Raw genomic sequence first — 16,294 nt, forward strand, 5'->3', positions numbered from 1 at the left:
CCTCGCAGATTCGTCTCCGGCCGCCCCGTGCGGCCGCGGAGCCCAGCAGTCAGCCTGTCATGCACGCCAGTCGAGCGGGACCTGCCTCCCCCGGTCCCAGGGCTCTTCCCAGCCCGCGAAGTGGAGGATCCGGTCGATCAGCCCGGCCGTGAATCCCCACACCAGGGCGGATTCGACCAGGAATGCCGGGCCTCGGTGGCCGCTGGGGTGGACGGCCGTCGAGCGGTTGGACGGGTCCGTGAGGTCGGCCACGGGCACCGTGAAGACCCGCGCGGTCTCCGCCGGGTCCACGGCGCCGACCGGGGTCGGGTCCTTCCACCACCCGAGTACGGGCGTGACGACGAAGCCGCTCACCGGGATGAAGAGGCGGGGCAGTACGGCGAAGACCTGTACGCCGTCGGGGTCGAGACCCGTTTCCTCCTCGGCCTCGCGCAGCGCGGCGCGCAGCGGCCCCAGCGTCGCCGGGTCGCCGTCCTCGGGGTCGAGGGCTCCGCCGGGGAACGACGGCTGGCCGGCGTGCGAGCGGAGGCTGCCGGCGCGCTCCATCAGCAACAGCTCGGGGCCGCGCTTCCCCTCCCCGAAAAGGATCAGCACCGCCGCCTGGCGGCCTCCCTGCTCGGGCGGCAGAAACCGGCTGAGCTGCTCGGGCGCGATACCGTGCGCGGCCCGCGCCACCGGCTCCAGCCACCTCGGCAGGCCGTCGACGCTCACGGTCACGGGCGGCGGCCCTCCCGTACCGGTCGCACCGCTGACGCCGTATGCGTCTTCTCCAGCGCGTGTCATAGGCACCCCCGGCTTGCACAACGCTTTTCGGTCACTCGATCGTTCCGCCCGCCTCCGCCGCCGGCCGGATCGTGGATGCCCTCAGCCCTCAGCCCCCCGCCCTCAGCCCCCCGCGCCGTTGCCGTCGCCCTCACCGTCGCCGGTGGTCATCGGGGCGGCCGGGCGACCGGGGTAGTCCGGGGGCGGGGCCAGGCGCTGGCCGGGGTGGCCCCCCTTCTCGTACTTGAGCAGCTTCTCGGCCTTCGCCGGGTCCGTCTCCCCCTCCCCGTACGCCGGACAGAGCGGCGCGATCGGGCAGGCGCCGCAGGCGGGCTTGCGGGCGTGGCAGATTCGGCGGCCGTGGAAGATCACTCGGTGCGAGAGCATCGTCCACTCCGACTTCGGGAAGAGCGCGCAGATCTCCGCCTCGACCTTCTCCGGGTCCTCCTCCTCGGTCCACTTCCAGCGCCGGACCAGCCGCCCGAAGTGCGTGTCGACGGTGACGCCGGGGACGCCGAAGGCATTGCCCAGCACCACGTTCGCCGTTTTGCGGCCGACCCCGGGGAGCGTGACCAGGTCGGCCAGTCGGCCGGGCACCTCGGCGCCGAAGTCGTCCCGGAGGGCGGCGGACAGCCCGATGAGCGACCTGGCCTTGGCCCGGAAGAAGCCGGTGGGCCGGATGATCTCCTCCAGCTCCTCCGGCACCGCCGCCGCCATGTCCTCCGGCGTCGGGTACTTCGCGAAGAGCGCCGGCGTGGTCTGGTTCACCCGCAGGTCGGTCGTCTGGGCGGACAGGACGGTCGCCACGAGGAGCTCGAAGGGGTTGCGGAAGTCGAGCTCCGGATGGGCGTACGGATAGATCTCGGCGAGCTCGCGGTTGATCCGCCGCGCCCGGCGGACCAGGGCGAGGCGGGATTCCGGCGCGCCCGCCTTCTTCACCCCATTTGCCCGCTTCTGTACGACTTTCTTTGTTGAGGGTTTCGCTTGTTCGCCCACAGCGGAATTCTTCTTCCCGGACACTCTCCCGGCCCCCTTGGCCTGCGCTCTCACTGCGCTCTCACAGGGCTCTCACTGGCGACTTGGACACCCGGCCAGCCTAAGCGCCACCACCGACATCCGCCCTGGGCATGGGCGATCAGGACCCAATCGGGCCCCTGCCGTACGGACACGCGTACCAGTGCGTCAAACTTGTTGTGATTGATCGCACGATAATTTACCTGCGGGAGCCGGTCCCGGCGGGGAGCCGCCTCGCGCAGCGCCCCCCGGACGAGCGCCACACTGTCCGGCATCATGGGACCAACGTCCCTGAGCAGGTCGACATAGGAGAGAACTCGTGGACGACGTTCTGCGGCGCGCCCCGCTCTTCGCGGCGCTCGATGACGAGCAGGCCGCGGAGCTCCGCGCCTCGATGAGTGAGGTGACGCTTGCCCGTGGCGACGCGCTCTTCCACGAAGGCGACCCGGGCGACCGGCTCTACGTGGTCACCGAAGGCAAGGTCAAGCTCCACCGCACCTCCCCCGACGGCCGCGAGAACATGCTCGCCGTCCTGGGCCCCGGCGAGCTCATCGGTGAGCTGTCCCTCTTCGACCCGGGTCCGCGTACGGCCACGGCGACCGCGCTGACCGAGGTCAAGCTCCTCGGCCTGGGCCACGGCGACCTCCAGCCCTGGCTGAACGCCCGCCCCGAGGTGGCGTCGGCCCTGCTGCGCGCCGTCGCCCGCCGTCTGCGCAAGACCAACGACCAGATGTCCGACCTGGTCTTCTCCGACGTGCCGGGCCGCGTCGCCCGGGCACTCCTCGACCTGTCGCGCCGCTTCGGTGTGCAGTCGGAGGAGGGCATCCACGTGGTGCACGACCTGACCCAGGAGGAGCTGGCCCAGCTCGTCGGCGCGTCACGCGAGACCGTCAACAAGGCGCTGGCCGACTTCGCGGGCCGCGGCTGGCTGCGTCTGGAGGCGCGGGCCGTGATCCTGCTGGACGTGGAGCGCCTCGCGAAGCGCTCGCGCTGAGCTGAGCTGAGCTGAGCCGGCCGCCAGGCCCGGCCCGGCCGCGACGCACGACAGGCCACGACAGGCCGACAGGGCCACGCCCCGCCGCGCCGCGCCGCACATATGGCGTATGTCGAGAGGGCCGCCCCGCAGTCGACTGCGGGGCGGCCCTCTCGTACGTCGTCCCCCACGTATACGTAAGGGACCGGAGTCAGCTCTTCTTGCCGTCCACGATCACCGGCGTCCCGCTGCCGCTGCCGCACGGCACGGCGTACACCGGGTTCTTGGCGGCGGCCTCCTTGAAGGCGTCGATGCACTGGTTGAGCAGGACCTTGTCGCTGAGCGAGTCGTTCAGGATCTTGTTGGCCCGGGCGATGCCCTCCGCCTCGATCCGGCGCCGCTCGGCCTCAGCCGTGGCCGTACGGGCGGCCTCCTGCGCGCGCTCGGTGGCCTGCTGCTGCTGGATCTTGCGGTCGATCTGGTCCTGGAGCTTGTCGGACGGCTTCACGTTCCGCAGGTTCACGGTCGTCACGTCGATGCCGCGCGGCGCCAGGCGCTCCTTGACGAGCTCGCCGATCTCGGCGTTGATCTTCTCGCGGGCGGAGGAGTAGCCCTCCTCGCTCGTGTGGCGCGCGAAGACGTTACGGACGATCTCCCGGCTGTCCGGGAAGACCAGCCGCTGCTGGATGGCGGCCTCGTTCCCGGCGAGCCGGTACAGCTCCACCGCCTTGGACGGGGCGACCGCCCACTTCACGGTGACCTCGACGTACATCACGCCCCCCTGTGAGGAGCGGACCTCGACCACGTCCTTGTCGGAGAGGTTCAGGTCGACGGGGCGCGTGGAGAAGGTGGTGACGGTCGTGAAAGGAGAGACGACGTTCAGGCCGGGCGTCATCGGGCTGCCGACCTTGCCGAAGGTCACCGGGACGCCGACCTCGTACGCGCTGACGATGACCAGGCAGCTGGCCAGCCCCGAGAACAGGCCCGCCAGCAGCGCGCCCACCGCGCCGAGCCGGAAGGCCGGGCGTCCGTCGCTCCGTCCGACGAAGTACAGGATCACCGCGGCGATGAGCAGCAGTATGGACAGGACAAACACGTGGATCCCCCCGTTCGAGCGACATGAGACATCACCCGGGGACGACCTCAGGCGATGTAAAGGGAGCGTAAAGCATCGCGTGTCGGCTGGAACATGCCGGTCCCGCGCAGTTCAGCACCGCTCCCCGCTGCCGGAACCGTACGTACCGGCTGCTTCCGCCGCTCAGATCAGGCCGTGCTCGGAGAGGTACTCCAACTGCGCGCGCGCCGACAGTTCGGCGGCGGGCCAGAGCGACCTGTCGACGTCCGCGTACACATGCGCGACGACCTCCGCCGGAGTCGTGTAACCGTCCTCCACGGCGGTCTCGACCTGGGCGAGCCGGTGCGCGCGGTGCGCCAGGTAGAACTCCACCGCTCCCTGGGCGTCGTCCAGCACCGGACCGTGGCCCGGCAGGACCGTGCGCACACCGTCGTCGACGGTCAGCGAACGCAGCCGCCGCAGCGAGTCCAGGTAGTCGCCGAGCCGCCCGTCCGGGTGCGCCACGACCGTCGTGCCACGGCCCAGGACCGTGTCGCCGGTCAGCACCGCGCGGTCCGCCGGCAGGTGGAAACTGAGCGAGTCCTCGGTGTGACCGGGTGTCGGTACGACGCGCAGCTCCAGACCGCCGACCTCGACGGCCTGGCCGGCGGCGAGCCCCTCGTCACCGAGCCGCAGCGCCGGGTCCAGAGCGCGTACGGGGGCCCCCGTCAGCTCCGCGAAGCGCGCCGCGCCCGCCGCGTGGTCGGGGTGGCCGTGCGTGAGCAGCGTGACCGCGACGCGCTTGCCGAGGCGCTCGGCCGTGTCCCGTACGGCGGTGAGGTGGCTCTCGTCGAGCGGCCCGGGGTCGACGACCACGGCGAGCCCGGACCCCGGCTCGGAGAGGATCCAGGTGTTGGTGCCGTCCAGGGTCATCGCGGACGGGTTGGGCGCGAGGACGTTCACGGCACGCTCGGTCGCGGGGCCCGAGATCACGGCTCCGCGCGGTCGGCCGGGGAGGGCGGCGGCGTTCGTCATACGGCACCTCCGGTGGGCGCGCCGGGCACGTGCTTGGTGAACTCGTCATGGCCCGGCCAGCTCAGTACGACCTCGTCGCCCTCCAGGCGGGCCTGCGCGAGTACGGGCGTGAGGTCCTGGTCCCGGGCCGCCTCCAGGGCGGCGAGGGGGGTGCCGTACGCGGCGAGGGTGCGGAGCGTGGCGATGGTGGGCGGCATCATGAGGAGCTCGCCGCGGTCGTAGCCGGCGGCGGCCTCCGCGGGGCTGATCCACACGGTCCGGTCGGCCTCCGTCGAGGCGTTGCGGGTCCGCTGGCCCGTCGGGAGGGCGGCCACGAAGAACCAGGTGTCGTAGCGGCGCGGCTCGAACTCGGGGGTGATCCAGCGCGCCCACGCGCCCAGGAGGTCCGAGCGGAGGACGAGGTCGCGGCCGTCCAGGAACTCCGCGAACGACAGCTCGCGGGCCACGAGGGCGGCGCGGGCGGCCTCCCACGCGTCGCCTGTCGTGTCGCCGACGACCGAGTCGGGGGTCGGGCCCGCGAGGAGGACACCCGCCTCCTCGTACGTCTCCCGCACGGCCGCGCAGACGATGGCCTGCGCCTCGGCCGGGGTCGCCACGCCGAGGCGGGCCGCCCAGTCCCCCGGGGTGGGACCGGCCCAGCGCACCGGGTGCTCGTCGCGGGGGTCGACGGCGCCGCCGGGGTAGGCGTACGCGCCGCCGGCGAAGGCCATGGAGGTCCGGCGGCGCAGCATGTGCACCTCGGTGCCGGTACCGCCGCCGGTGCTGGTGTCGCCGCCGGTGCCGCCGCCGGTGCCGGTGCCGCGGAGGAGCAGCACGGTGGCGGCCCGCCTGGGCGCGACGGCTGTCAGCTCACCGGCTGCGAGAGCGCGGATGCGGTCGGGCCATTCCGGTGGGTACCACTGACCATTGGACATGGCCGGAGCCTATGCGGATCGCCCCGGATGTTCGAGACCGATCCGGCCGTCCGGCGGGAGAGCCCAGGCAGGGTCGCCCGCGGGTCCGGCGTCCCAAGGAGGCGAGTGGCCCCGCCAGGGCCCTGCCCCCACCGACCTGGTGCGCGGCCCTCTGTGCGGGGCGCTACGCCGGTTCGGCGGTGGGCAGGCGTTCCGCAGGCGATGGGGGTGCACCCCACTCAGATGGGGGTGCCCCCCGCTCAAGGGATGCCGAGAGCCTGGCGAGGGTGGGCACAGACGAACCGGCCCGCGGCCTCACGCCTCCGGGTCGAGTTCCACCTGGAGTTCGATCTCGACCGGGGCGTCCAGCGGGAGGACGGCCACACCTACCGCGCTACGGGCGTGGACGCCCTTGTCGCCGAGGATGTCGCCGAGGAGCTCGCTCGCGCCGTTCAGCACGGCCGGCTGCCCGGTGAAGTCGGGCGCCGATGCGACGAAGCCGACGACCTTCACGACGCGCGCGATCCGGTCGAGGTCGCCCGCGACGGACTTCACCGCGGCGAGGGCGTTCAGCGCGCAGGTGCGGGCCAGGTCCTTGGCCTCCTCCGGCGTGACCTCGGCGCCCACCTTTCCGGTGACCGGAAGCTTGCCGTCCACCATCGGAAGCTGCCCGGCCGTGTACACGTACACCCCGGACCGCACCGCCGGCTGGTACGCGGCGAGCGGCGGCACGACCTGCGGAAGCGTCAGTCCGCGCTCGGCCAGGGCCGCCTCGACACGCCCCGTCACTGCTTCTCCCGCTTCAGGTACGCCACGAGCTGCTCGGGGTTGTTCGGTCCGGGGACGACCTGGACGAGCTCCCAGCCGTCCTCGCCCCAGGTGTCCAGAATCTGCTTGGTCGCGTGCACGAGAAGGGGCACGGTCGCGTATTCCCACTTGGTCATGGGCCGACTGTATCCGCTCCCCCGCACTGCCCAAGGGCAGCCTCCTGCGTGCGCGGTGGCGACACTGGTTACGCTCGCTTGTGTGAGCAGGCTCCAGGTCGTCAGCGGCAAGGGCGGTACCGGTAAGACGACGGTGGCCGCCGCCCTCGCGCTCGCCCTCGCGACGGAGGGCAGGCGCACCCTCCTCGTGGAGGTCGAAGGCAGACAGGGCATCGCACAACTATTCGAGACGGAGGCGCTCCCCTATGAGGAGCGCAAGATCGCCGTCGCGCCGGGCGGCGGGGAGGTGTACGCCCTCGCCATCGACGCCGAACGGGCGTTGATGGACTACCTCCAGATGTTCTACAAGCTGGGCGCCGCCGGCCGCGCCCTGAAGAAGCTCGGCGCCATCGACTTCGCGACCACCGTCGCGCCGGGCGTGCGGGACGTGCTCCTCACGGGCAAGGCGTGCGAGGCGGTGCGCCGCAAGGAGAAGAACGGCCCCTTCGTCTACGACCACATCGTCATGGACGCCCCTCCGACCGGCCGCATCACCCGTTTCCTGAACGTCAACGACGAGGTGGCCGGCCTGGCCCGGATGGGCCCGATACACAGCCAGGCGCAGGCCGTGATGCGGGTCCTCAAGTCCCCGGAGACGGCCGTCCACCTGGTGACCCTGCTGGAGGAGATGCCGGTCCAGGAGACCGCGGACGGAATCGCCGAGCTGCGCGCCGCGGAACTCCCGGTGGGCAATGTCATCGTCAACATGGTCCGCCCGCACCTGCTCGACGAGGACGCGGTACGGGCCGCCGCCGGCGACCACCGCGACGACATCGCCCGCGCCCTGGCGGCGGCCGGGGTGAGCCACCCCGGGGAGCTCGTGGGCCCGCTCATCGACCAGGCCACCGAGCACACACAGCGGGTGGAGCTGGAGCTCGAGCAGCGGGAGGTACTGGCGAAGCTGCAGGTCCCGACGTACGAACTGCCGCTGCTGGGTGAGGGCGTGGACCTCGCCGGGCTGTACCACCTGGCCAAGGAGCTACGGAGGAACCTCGGGGTGAACGACGCATGACGGCCGCCGAAGCGACACCGGCGGGGGTTCCCGCAGCGGTTCCGGACCCGCCCTCCGCACCCCGCCGCCTCGACGTCGATCCGCTGCTCGACGATCCCGCGACCCGCATCGTCGTGTGCTGCGGCGCGGGCGGTGTCGGTAAGACGACGACCGCCGCGGCCCTGGGCGTACGGGCGGCGGAGCGCGGCCGGAAGGTGGTCGTCCTGACCATCGATCCGGCCCGGAGGCTGGCCCAGTCGATGGGCATCGACGAGCTTGACAACACTCCGCGCCGGGTGCCCGGTGTGAGCGCGGACGGCGGCGGTGAGCTGCACGCCATGATGCTGGACATGAAGCGCACCTTCGACGAGATCGTCGAGGCGCACGCGGACCCGGAGCGGGCCCGCGCGATTCTGGCGAACCCCTTCTACCAGTCCCTGTCGGCCGGTTTCGCGGGCACGCAGGAGTACATGGCGATGGAGAAGCTGGGGCAGCTGCGCGCGCGTGACGCATGGGACCTGATCATCGTGGACACGCCGCCGTCCCGTTCGGCGCTGGACTTCCTGGACGCGCCGAAGCGGCTCGGCTCCTTCCTGGACGGGAAGCTGATCAAGGTGCTGATGGCGCCCGCGAAGGTGGGCGGCCGGGCCGGGATGAAGTTCCTGAATGTCGGTATGTCGATGATGACGGGGACGCTGGGGAAGCTGCTGGGGGGTCAGCTGCTGCGGGACGTGCAGACCTTCGTGGCCGCGATGGACACGATGTTCGGAGGCTTCCGTACGCGGGCGGACGCGACCTTCCGGCTACTGCAGGCGCCCGGCACGGCGTTCCTGGTGGTGGCCGCGCCGGAGCGGGACGCGCTGCGGGAGGCTGCGTACTTCGTGGAGCGGCTGGCGGCGGAACAGATGCCGCTGGAGGGGCTCGTACTCAACCGCGTGCACGGCAGCGGCGCCGCCCGGCTCTCCGCCGAGCGGGCGCTCGCCGCCGCGGAAAATCTTGACGAAGGCCGCATTGTGGATCAGGGCGGCGGGCAGACTCGTGTGGGCGGCCCGGCGGCCGCCTCCCCCGAGGCTTCTCCCGCACCTGATTCGACGACCGAAACGTCACCTGCCGTGGCGGAGTTGACGGCTGGTCTCCTGCGCCTCCATGCGGAACGGATGCAGGTACTCGCGCGTGAGCAGCGAACGCGCGATCGCTTCACCGCACTCCACCCGGACGTACCCGTGGCCGAGGTGGCCGCCTTGCCGGGCGACGTACACGACCTCGCGGGTCTTCGCGCCATCGGCGACCGCCTCGCGACGGACCCGCGGCCCGCGTAGCGGCAGACGGAGCCCGGAGCGGCTCGCCGGCCGTACCGGGACACGCCGTAGCGGCAAGGCGTGCACCGAAGCGGCAGGTCGCCCGTGCCCATGTCATCCATGCGCACGTCACCCGCACGGCACGTCACCCGCACGGCACGTCGGCCGCACGGCACGTCGGCCGGAGCACGGCCCGTGACATACGGGCCGAACCTCAGCCCACTGCCGCGTACGTCTCGTACGTCTCGTCGTCGTTCAGCGCGACGGGCAGGATGCCCGCGCTGCGCTCGTACTCGGTGCGCGCGGTCTCCAGCAGACGGCGCCAGGAGGTGACGGTCGGCCGTCGGCGCAGCAGTGCACGCCGTTCGCGCTCCGTCATTCCGCCCCACACGCCGAACTCGACGCGATTGTCCAGCGCGTCGGCCAGACACTCGGTCCGCACCGGGCATCCGGTGCACACCGCCTTTGCCCTGTTCTGCGCCGCTCCTTGTACGAACAGTTCATCCGGATCGGTAGTGCGGCAGGCCGCCTGCGCACTCCAGTCAGCTACCCAGCCCATGCCGGCGCCGTCCTCTCCCGAATCGAGGCTCCCCCACGGCGGCAGCGGCATATTCACCGCTGCCAGTTGAGGACGTTACGGAAGGTGGGGACAGCGCAACACCCCCTTCGGGCCCAATCTTGAATGGCCCGAACGGACTATGCGTACGCGGCAGATCACCCAGGGGAGTGACCGATAGACATACAAGCTGAAGTGCCTGAACCGGGGCATTTCACTTACGCCACACAGGGCACAATCTTACACACACCACCAAAACGGACAGTGAGTTGCGCGGTAGTTGAACGCGAGGGTGGGGCGGGACGTAGTACAAGGGGATGGCGCCGTGGGCGTACGGGAGCGAATGCGAGGACGGTGCCCTGACCGCAGCAGCGCAACTGCTGTGACAGTTGTGACCAGCTTAGGCCAAGGCCTATACGCGTGTCCGGCGTTTGAGAACGTAGGCTTCCCCCATGCCAAAGAACCGCTCGGGCGGGGGTCTGACCGCGACCCAGCAGGCCGCCAAGTTCCTCGGTGTCAGCGTGCTCTCCGGAGTCGTCCTCGCCGGCATCGCGATGCCCGCCGCGGGAGCCCTGGGCCTCGCGGCGAAGGGGACGGTCCAGGGGTTCGACGAGATCCCGGCCAACCTGAAGAGGCCGCCGCTGAGCCAGCGCACCACCATCCTCGACGCCGAGGGCGGGCTCATCGCCACGGTCTACTCACGCGACCGCAAGGTGGTCCCCCTCGAGGAGATCTCGCCGTACATGCAGAAGGCGATCGTCGCGATCGAGGACTCGCGCTTCTACGAGCACGGCGCCGTCGACCTCAAGGGCGTCCTTCGCGCGCTCAACCGCAACGCGCAGGACGGCGGCGTCACCCAGGGCGCCTCGACGCTGACCCAGCAGTATGTGAAGAACGTCTTCGTCGAGGAGGCCGGCGACGACCGCGACAAGTTCGCGGAGGCCACCCAGCAGACGATCGGGCGGAAGATCCAGGAGCTGAAGTACGCGATCCAGGTGGAGAAGGAACTCGGGAAGAAGAAGATCCTCGAGAACTACCTCAACATCACCTTCTTCGGGCAGCAGGCGTACGGCATCGAGTCCGCGGCCCAGCGGTACTTCTCCAAGCCCGCCAAGGACCTCACCCTGGGCGAGGCCGCGATGCTGGCCGGCCTGGTCCAGTCACCGAGCCGCTACGACCCGGTCAACGACGTGCAGGAGGCCACCAAACGCCGCAATGTCGTCCTGCAGCGCATGGTCGTCGTCGGCGACATCGGCCAGGCGGAGGCGGACCGGGCCAAGGCCGAGCCGCTCCAGCTGAAGGTCACCAGACCGAAGAACGGCTGCATCACGGCCCGCGACGGCGCGGGTTTCTTCTGCGACTACGTCCGCGAGGTCTTCCTCGCCGACCCCGTCTTCGGCGAGACGCGCGAGGACCGCGCCAAGGTCTGGAACCGCGGCGGTCTGACCATCCGGACCACGCTCGACCGGCAGGCGCAGAAGGCCGCCCAGGACTCGATCAAGCAGCACGTCTACCAGGACGACAAGGTCGCCACGGCCGTGACGCTGGTCCAGCCGGGCACCGGCAAGATCCTCGCCATGGGCCAGTCCAAGCCGTACGGCTTCGGCAAGAACGAGACGCAGATCAACTACTCGGTCAACAAGGGGATGGGCGGCTCGAACTACGGCTTCCCGACCGGTTCGACCTTCAAGCCCTTCGTCGCGGCGGCCGCCATCGAGCAGGGCAAGCCGCCGACGCAGATCTATCCGTCGCCGTACAAGATGCCGTACCCGGACTCGGTACAGACGTGCAGCGGCAAGCCTTGGCGGAACGTGGGCGGCGACACGGTCGAGAACGAGAACGAGTCGGAGGTCGGCCCGTACGCCCTGAAGCAGGCGATGGCGATGTCGGTCAACACGTACTTCGTACAGATGCTCGCCGAGGTCGGTATGTGCCCGGTCATGGAGATGACCAACAAGGTCGGCGTGGTCATGGGCAACGACAAGCAGCTGCCCGAGAACCCCTCGGCGCTCACCCTCGGCTCGCAGGGCATGTCACCGCTGATCATGGCGAACGCGTACGCGACCTTCGCAAACCGCGGCACATACTGCACCCCGACCGCCATCGCGTCGATCAAGACGGCGGACGGCAAGAGCCTGAAGGTGCCGAAGTCCACATGTGAGCGGGCGATGAGCGAGCGGACCGCCGACACGATCAACACCTTGCTGCGCGGCGTGATCGACTCCGGTACGGGCCGGCAGGCCGGGCTCAAGTCGCGCGACAGCGCCGGTAAGACGGGTACGACGGACAGCCGGCGCAACGCCTGGTTCGTCGGCTACACCCCGAACATGTCCGGCGCCGTCTGGGTGGGCAGCCCCACCCAGGAGGTGAAGATGGAGGCCATCTCCATCGGCGGCCAGTACCACGCGAAGGTCTTCGGTGGCCAGGTGCCGGGCCCCATCTGGAAGGACGCCATGGCGGGCGCCCTGCGGGGCCACCCCGCGCCGGGCTTCAACACCATCCCCATCGCGGACCCGCAGAAGCCGCGGGACCCGAACAAGGGGCGCGGCAACGACAAGCCCGGCCGTACGAACGGCGGGATCGGCGGCATCGGCGGGATCGGCGGCATCGGCGGGGGTGACGGCGACGACGGCACCGACCCGCTTCCGGACGTCACTCTCCCGTCGGACCTGATCAGCGGCGGCGCCAACACAACCGGCGGCGGGAACGGCGGGGGGCCGGGCGGCTGGAAGCGCTGAGGCGACCGCTGAGGCGACCGCTGAGCCGAGCGCGACGGAGGGCGTCCACCCAGGGGTGGACGCCCTCATGTCACGAGTGCCGACTCGGACAGGCACAAACAGTCACCAAAAGCCGCTGCAAGTCACTCCACGTCACCAGCCGGGGACGGCGGCCGCCCACTGGCCCGCACTGAGCCCGACCGGGAAGCACCGCCCGGAGCGGAACTCCCGCGTCAACTACCCGGCGAGCAGCTGCTTGACCGCGGCGGCGACCCGGCCGCCCTCGGCGCGACCCGCCACCTTCGGGTTCACGATCTTCATCACGGCACCCATCGCACGCGGCCCCTCGGCCCCGGCGGCCCTCGCCTCCTCGACGGCCTGCGCCACGATCTGCCGCAGCTCGTCGTCCGTCAGCTGCTTCGGCAGGTACTCGTCCAGAACAGCGCCCTCCGCCTGCTCACGCTCGGCCTGCTCGGCTCGGCCGCCCTGGGCGAACGCCTCGGCCGCCTCACGGCGCTTCTTCGCCTCCTTGGCGATCACCTTCTGCACCTCGTCGTCGGAGAGCTCACGGGACTGCTTGCCCGCGACCTCCTCCTTCGTGACGGCTGCCAGGGTCAGGCGAAGCGTCGAGGAGCGCAGCTCGTCACGCGCCCTGATCGCCTCCGTGAGGTCTTCCTGCAACTTGGACTTGAGCGTGGTCATGCCGCAAGCATGACAGGTGCCGCCCGACACCCGCCCGCACATTTCCCGGGCGTCGTGCGCCCCGCCGCCGGTCTGCGACGATGGACCCCATGCGCGCGCGATACGGAGTACCCCTCGGCATCACTGCACTGGGCGCGGCCGGAGTGGCCTACGCCGCCGGCTTCGAGGCCCGCTCGTTCCGCCTCCGACGGGTGACGGTCCCCGTACTGCCGCAGGGCACACGCCCGCTGAGGGTGCTGCAGGTCTCCGACATCCACATGGTGTGCGGCCAGCGCAAGAAGCGGCGCTGGCTCCAGTCGCTGGCCGGGCTCCGTCCCGACCTCGTGGTCAACACGGGCGACAACCTGTCGGACCCGGAGGGCGTACCGGAGCTCCTGGACTCCCTGGGCCCGCTGCTCGACTTCCCCGGCGTGTACGTCTTCGGCTCCAACGACTACTACGGCCCGAAGCTCCGCAACCCGGCCCGCTACCTCCTCGAGAAGATGCAGGGCCGCCACGGCCTCAACGGCAACCCACCCGCGGTCGGCGCGGTCCACAACCCCTGGGAACAGATCCAGGACGCCTTCGACGCGGCAGGCTGGCTGAACCTCACCAACACGCGCGGCCGCCTCAAGCTGGACGGTCTGGAGCTGGCCTTCACCGGCCTGGACGACCCGCACATCAAGCGCGACCGGTACGACAAGGTGGCCGGCGGCCCGGAAACGGACGCCGACCTCTCGGTGGCCGTCGTCCACGCCCCGTACCTGCGCTGCCTCGACGCCTTCACGGCCGACGGCTACCCCCTGATCCTGGCCGGCCACACTCACGGCGGCCAGCTGCGCGTCCCCTTCTACGGCGCGCTGGTCACCAACTGCGACCTCGACACGGACCGCGCGATGGGCCTCTCCACCCACCGCGCGGGCGGCCACACGGCCCACCTCCATGTCTCCGCCGGCTGCGGCACGAACCGCTACACTCCCATCCGCTTCGCCTGCCCCCCCGAGGCGACCCTCCTGACCCTGACGCCCCACGACTGACCCCTCGGCCCCGGGCGGCCCCGGCCCCGGGAAACCGGATTTCGCCTCCGGGCGCCGGTGGGCTAAAGTAAACGTCGTCGCCAGGACAACGGCGACATCGGGGTGTAGCGCAGCTTGGCAGCGCGCTTCGTTCGGGACGAAGAGGTCGTGGGTTCAAATCCCGCCACCCCGACAGATGAAACACCAGGTCAGGGGCCTGATCCGCATTGCGGGTCGGGCCTCTGAGTGGTTCCTGGAGATCGTTTGGGAGAAATCTGGGAGAAGATCTTGGTCGGCTTCTCCCAGACGGGACCCAAACCTCTCGCGCGGCGTGCATCACACTCAACGATTCGGTGGTGCGCGTTCGCGAATCCGCAGCTCGGTGAACACGTGGGAGCCGCAGGTCGCATCGGCGGTCGCTGGGCAGTCCATCCCCGGCGGCCGGCCCGCTGTACGCACGCGCATCTGCAACCGGCGCTGGCGAGACTGGTCCGGCGACACGACCGTGACCGGGTTACGGTTGAGGCAGCGGCGTCACGTGCCTGCACTACGGCCCATGCTCTTAGCGGCCGCGCGGATAGCCCGTGCGTACGGGGCATCAAACGCACGCGTCTTTGGATCAAGTTCCTGGAAGGGAACCAATGCCTCGTGCGTGCTGTCGACCGACTGCATCCAGGCGGACCAGGCATCGTGGACGTCTTCGTCGGTGACCTGCTCCCCCTTGGCCTTGAGGAGCACGGCGTACATGCGGAACAAATCGTCAGAGTCCGCAGGGGGCTCGGCGTCCGGGGGGAGACAGGATCGGATCAGGTTGGCGAGGGGATCGAGGTAGGTCACACAGTCAGTCTGCCCGCGAACAGGAGCAGGTGTGCCCCGACGAACACCACGGGGATCGTCCGTTCCGACGTGCCCAGTTCGGCGTAGCGCTTGCGCCACGCGGGGATCGGATCGCTCTTCAGCTCCTGCCATTCGTCGGCGAAGATCTTGACTGGGAGGCGTTCCTCCAGCTTATTGATGACCTTGAACTTCGCTGTGTTGAGGTCCCGGTAGCTGCGAAGCTGCATCCACCACGTGGCCGACAGGGTGGTGCCTGCCAGAAACACAGCCAGCGACACCCACCAAGGAGACTCCGAGAACCTCGGGAAACCGAAGCTGACCAACGCGATGAACGTGGTCTGCACCGATAGGAAGAAGGCGTTGGCAGTTCCTCGGCGGGCGGAGACCCGGTCGGCCATCTCCACGGCGAGCTTGTAGAGATCCAGCACCTCCGCCCGCTGACCTGGCTCGGGAGGCTCGGTCACCGAGCCCCTCCAACTAGAGCCTTGAGGTTCTCCCACGTCCACTTGTAGATCTTGTCCATGGCTTTCGCCGTGGTCGGCTTCTTGCCGGTCTGGCCGCTGTATCCATTCAGCAGGAAGTAATCGATCTCCTCCTCCTGCGCGATTCTTAGCTCGATGCCCACACCGACGGCCTTGTCGGTGTGCTCACCGCAGATGACGATGACGACGTCCGACCGCCTGATCCTGGCGCGGGCTTTGTCCTTCCAGTCAGGCGATGCCTCCTTGATCGACCAGTCGTGAATCTCGAAGGGCGAGTCCGGGTTCTTGGCCTGCCCGATCAGGAAGTCCTTCAGGGTCTTGTCATAGTCGTAGTCGAAACTGACGAACACGCGCTTCGGCATGCCGCTCCTTACTCCAAGTGGAGGTGCTTGCGCGCATCGTATGGGTAGGTACTGACAGCCGACCCCAGTTATCCGGAACGCTGCCAGGTCAAGCGGAATCTCCTGCTGTCCGTCCGCTCCGCTAGGTCCAGCACGCCCCGACTTTGGGCAGCTGCTCGGCCCGTGAGGAAAGCTCGCGCCGCCGCTGGTTGCCGGTCCGGACGCCGACGCTCAGCTGTACCTCCCGGTGCTCCTGGTCCTCGCCCGCCGCCTACGGGGATCCTCTCCACGTGCTTGGAGGCGCCCGCAGGTGCCCGTCAGTTCCGGGAGGCTCCGGGGATGTCGGACGCAGGTGGGGGCCAGCGCAGAAGCCCGGCTGGCCATGAGCCGACGGTCGACGGTCGCTGGATGCGTTGTTGCAGGGGAGGGCATGGGGTGCCTCCTCCAAGGCCGGCGCCGACGATGTCCGCGAATTCCCCACCCTCGCCAGCGCCGCCCTCATGCACCAGCGCGGCACGACCGTCACGGTCCACGGCCCCCCGCCGTACTCACCGCCCTCGTACGCACCCGAACCCAACTAACGCCGAAGACCTGGCGGATTCGGTCAAGGGCGCCGAACTGATCGTGCTAGCCACCAAGCCAGGCCCAGCCCATCGCTGGG

Annotated in this window: 18 protein-coding genes and 1 tRNA gene; 7 read left to right on the forward strand and 12 right to left on the reverse strand. The window is 70.1% G+C overall.

The genetic code is table 11. The features are described 5' to 3' along the window. Positions 1-57 precede the first annotated feature (57 nt). On the reverse strand, positions 58-783 hold the full coding sequence (locus FVS66_RS11465) for a CoA pyrophosphatase (RefSeq protein WP_149180920.1): 726 nt from the start codon (positions 781-783) through the stop codon (positions 58-60). A gap of 102 nt (positions 784-885) precedes the next feature. Next, positions 886-1,758 (reverse strand): endonuclease III, encoded by an 873-nt coding sequence (gene nth, locus FVS66_RS11470; RefSeq protein ID WP_399225333.1) that lies wholly within the window; start codon positions 1,756-1,758, stop codon positions 886-888. A 337-nt stretch (positions 1,759-2,095) separates the two neighbouring features. Here nth and FVS66_RS11475 point away from each other — a divergent pair, with 337 nt between their 5' ends. Continuing rightward, positions 2,096-2,770, forward strand: coding sequence for a Crp/Fnr family transcriptional regulator (locus FVS66_RS11475; protein WP_010473292.1), 675 nt, complete (start codon positions 2,096-2,098; stop codon positions 2,768-2,770). 190 nt (positions 2,771-2,960) lie between these two features. Here the strand turns inward: FVS66_RS11475 and FVS66_RS11480 are convergent, their stop codons facing one another. The 5 genes from FVS66_RS11480 to FVS66_RS11500 all read right to left on the reverse strand — a co-directional run bounded on the left by FVS66_RS11480 (position 2,961) and on the right by FVS66_RS11500 (position 6,675). Next, on the reverse strand, positions 2,961-3,845 hold the full coding sequence (locus tag FVS66_RS11480; RefSeq protein ID WP_149180922.1) for a prohibitin family protein: 885 nt from the start codon (positions 3,843-3,845) through the stop codon (positions 2,961-2,963). 162 nt (positions 3,846-4,007) lie between these two features. Then, complete coding sequence (locus tag FVS66_RS11485; RefSeq protein ID WP_149180923.1) at positions 4,008-4,838, reverse strand: MBL fold metallo-hydrolase; 831 nt, start codon at positions 4,836-4,838, stop codon at positions 4,008-4,010. Then, on the reverse strand, positions 4,835-5,752 hold the full coding sequence (locus tag FVS66_RS11490; RefSeq protein WP_149180924.1) for an NUDIX hydrolase: 918 nt from the start codon (positions 5,750-5,752) through the stop codon (positions 4,835-4,837). Before FVS66_RS11490 ends, FVS66_RS11485 begins: the two co-directional genes overlap by 4 nt. 294 nt (positions 5,753-6,046) lie before the next feature. Continuing rightward, the gene (locus tag FVS66_RS11495) at positions 6,047-6,520 is read right to left on the reverse strand and encodes a RidA family protein (protein WP_149180925.1); all 474 of its coding nucleotides are present in this window, start codon (positions 6,518-6,520) and stop codon (positions 6,047-6,049) included. Beyond that, positions 6,517-6,675 (reverse strand): DUF4177 domain-containing protein, encoded by a 159-nt coding sequence (locus tag FVS66_RS11500; RefSeq protein ID WP_003991873.1) that lies wholly within the window; start codon positions 6,673-6,675, stop codon positions 6,517-6,519. The genes FVS66_RS11495 and FVS66_RS11500 overlap by 4 nt, the downstream gene beginning before the upstream one ends. An 82-nt stretch (positions 6,676-6,757) precedes the next feature. Here FVS66_RS11500 and FVS66_RS11505 point away from each other — a divergent pair, with 82 nt between their 5' ends. Both FVS66_RS11505 and FVS66_RS11510 read left to right on the forward strand, forming a co-directional pair. Beyond that, positions 6,758-7,726, forward strand: a complete 969-nt coding sequence (locus FVS66_RS11505; RefSeq protein ID WP_149180926.1) for an ArsA-related P-loop ATPase — start codon at positions 6,758-6,760, stop codon at positions 7,724-7,726. After that, complete coding sequence (locus tag FVS66_RS11510) at positions 7,723-9,024, forward strand: ArsA family ATPase (RefSeq protein ID WP_262386930.1); 1,302 nt, start codon at positions 7,723-7,725, stop codon at positions 9,022-9,024. Before FVS66_RS11505 ends, FVS66_RS11510 begins: the two co-directional genes overlap by 4 nt. 193 nt (positions 9,025-9,217) lie before the next feature. Here FVS66_RS11510 and FVS66_RS11515 read toward each other — a convergent pair whose 3' ends face one another. Then, positions 9,218-9,562, reverse strand: coding sequence for a WhiB family transcriptional regulator (locus FVS66_RS11515; RefSeq protein WP_175408568.1), 345 nt, complete (start codon positions 9,560-9,562; stop codon positions 9,218-9,220). 449 nt (positions 9,563-10,011) lie between these two features. Here FVS66_RS11515 and FVS66_RS11525 point away from each other — a divergent pair, with 449 nt between their 5' ends. Further along, positions 10,012-12,297 carry a transglycosylase domain-containing protein gene (locus tag FVS66_RS11525; protein WP_149180927.1) on the forward strand — a complete coding sequence of 762 codons (2,286 nt, stop codon included), beginning with the start codon at positions 10,012-10,014 and terminating at the stop codon, positions 12,295-12,297. A gap of 216 nt (positions 12,298-12,513) precedes the next feature. Here the strand turns inward: FVS66_RS11525 and FVS66_RS11530 are convergent, their stop codons facing one another. Continuing rightward, positions 12,514-12,978, reverse strand: coding sequence for a GatB/YqeY domain-containing protein (locus FVS66_RS11530; RefSeq protein ID WP_149180928.1), 465 nt, complete (start codon positions 12,976-12,978; stop codon positions 12,514-12,516). Positions 12,979-13,067: 89 nt separating this feature from the next. On the opposite strand from FVS66_RS11530, the gene FVS66_RS11535 reads away from it, so the two are divergent. Both FVS66_RS11535 and FVS66_RS11540 read left to right on the forward strand, forming a co-directional pair. Further along, positions 13,068-13,994, forward strand: a complete 927-nt coding sequence (locus FVS66_RS11535; RefSeq protein WP_149180929.1) for a metallophosphoesterase — start codon at positions 13,068-13,070, stop codon at positions 13,992-13,994. 98 nt (positions 13,995-14,092) lie between these two features. Continuing rightward, positions 14,093-14,166: transfer RNA gene (locus FVS66_RS11540), tRNA-Pro, on the forward strand. A gap of 341 nt (positions 14,167-14,507) precedes the next feature. On the opposite strand, the gene FVS66_RS11545 is transcribed toward FVS66_RS11540, so the two are convergent. Genes FVS66_RS11545 through FVS66_RS11555 form a run of 3 tightly spaced genes read right to left on the reverse strand, consistent with a single transcriptional unit; the run spans position 14,508 to position 15,654 of the window. Next, a complete protein-coding gene (locus tag FVS66_RS11545; RefSeq protein ID WP_149180930.1) occupies positions 14,508-14,810 on the reverse strand; it encodes a hypothetical protein in 303 nt (100 codons plus the stop codon). Beyond that, positions 14,807-15,274, reverse strand: coding sequence for a hypothetical protein (locus FVS66_RS11550; protein WP_149180931.1), 468 nt, complete (start codon positions 15,272-15,274; stop codon positions 14,807-14,809). The genes FVS66_RS11545 and FVS66_RS11550 overlap by 4 nt, the downstream gene beginning before the upstream one ends. Next, positions 15,271-15,654, reverse strand: a complete 384-nt coding sequence (locus FVS66_RS11555; RefSeq protein ID WP_149180932.1) for a TIR domain-containing protein — start codon at positions 15,652-15,654, stop codon at positions 15,271-15,273. Before FVS66_RS11555 ends, FVS66_RS11550 begins: the two co-directional genes overlap by 4 nt. A 395-nt stretch (positions 15,655-16,049) precedes the next feature. On the opposite strand from FVS66_RS11555, the gene FVS66_RS34930 reads away from it, so the two are divergent. Continuing rightward, positions 16,050-16,214 carry a hypothetical protein gene (locus FVS66_RS34930; RefSeq protein WP_187645480.1) on the forward strand — a complete coding sequence of 55 codons (165 nt, stop codon included), beginning with the start codon at positions 16,050-16,052 and terminating at the stop codon, positions 16,212-16,214. Positions 16,215-16,294: the final 80 nt, after the last annotated feature.

The sequence above is a fragment of the Streptomyces sp. TRM49041 genome (assembly GCF_008271805.1).
Taxonomy (GTDB): Bacteria; Actinomycetota; Actinomycetes; order Streptomycetales; family Streptomycetaceae; genus Streptomyces.

What these genes read in the sequence shown, in the direction of transcription:
- FVS66_RS11500 (WP_003991873.1), bottom strand. Translation starts at nt 6,675, where the DNA reads ATGACCAAGTGGGAATACGCGACCGTGCCCCTTCTCGTGCACGCGACC.
- FVS66_RS11515 (WP_175408568.1), bottom strand. Translation starts at nt 9,562, where the DNA reads ATGGGCTGGGTAGCTGACTGGAGTGCGCAGGCGGCCTGCCGCACTACC.
- FVS66_RS11535 (WP_149180929.1), top strand. Translation starts at nt 13,068, where the DNA reads ATGCGCGCGCGATACGGAGTACCCCTCGGCATCACTGCACTGGGCGCG.
- FVS66_RS11490 (WP_149180924.1), bottom strand. Translation starts at nt 5,752, where the DNA reads ATGTCCAATGGTCAGTGGTACCCACCGGAATGGCCCGACCGCATCCGC.
- FVS66_RS11525 (WP_149180927.1), top strand. Translation starts at nt 10,012, where the DNA reads ATGCCAAAGAACCGCTCGGGCGGGGGTCTGACCGCGACCCAGCAGGCC.
- FVS66_RS11530 (WP_149180928.1), bottom strand. Translation starts at nt 12,978, where the DNA reads ATGACCACGCTCAAGTCCAAGTTGCAGGAAGACCTCACGGAGGCGATC.
- FVS66_RS11555 (WP_149180932.1), bottom strand. Translation starts at nt 15,654, where the DNA reads ATGCCGAAGCGCGTGTTCGTCAGTTTCGACTACGACTATGACAAGACC.
- FVS66_RS11510 (WP_262386930.1), top strand. Translation starts at nt 7,723, where the DNA reads ATGACGGCCGCCGAAGCGACACCGGCGGGGGTTCCCGCAGCGGTTCCG.
- FVS66_RS11485 (WP_149180923.1), bottom strand. Translation starts at nt 4,838, where the DNA reads ATGACGAACGCCGCCGCCCTCCCCGGCCGACCGCGCGGAGCCGTGATC.
- FVS66_RS11465 (WP_149180920.1), bottom strand. Translation starts at nt 783, where the DNA reads ATGACACGCGCTGGAGAAGACGCATACGGCGTCAGCGGTGCGACCGGT.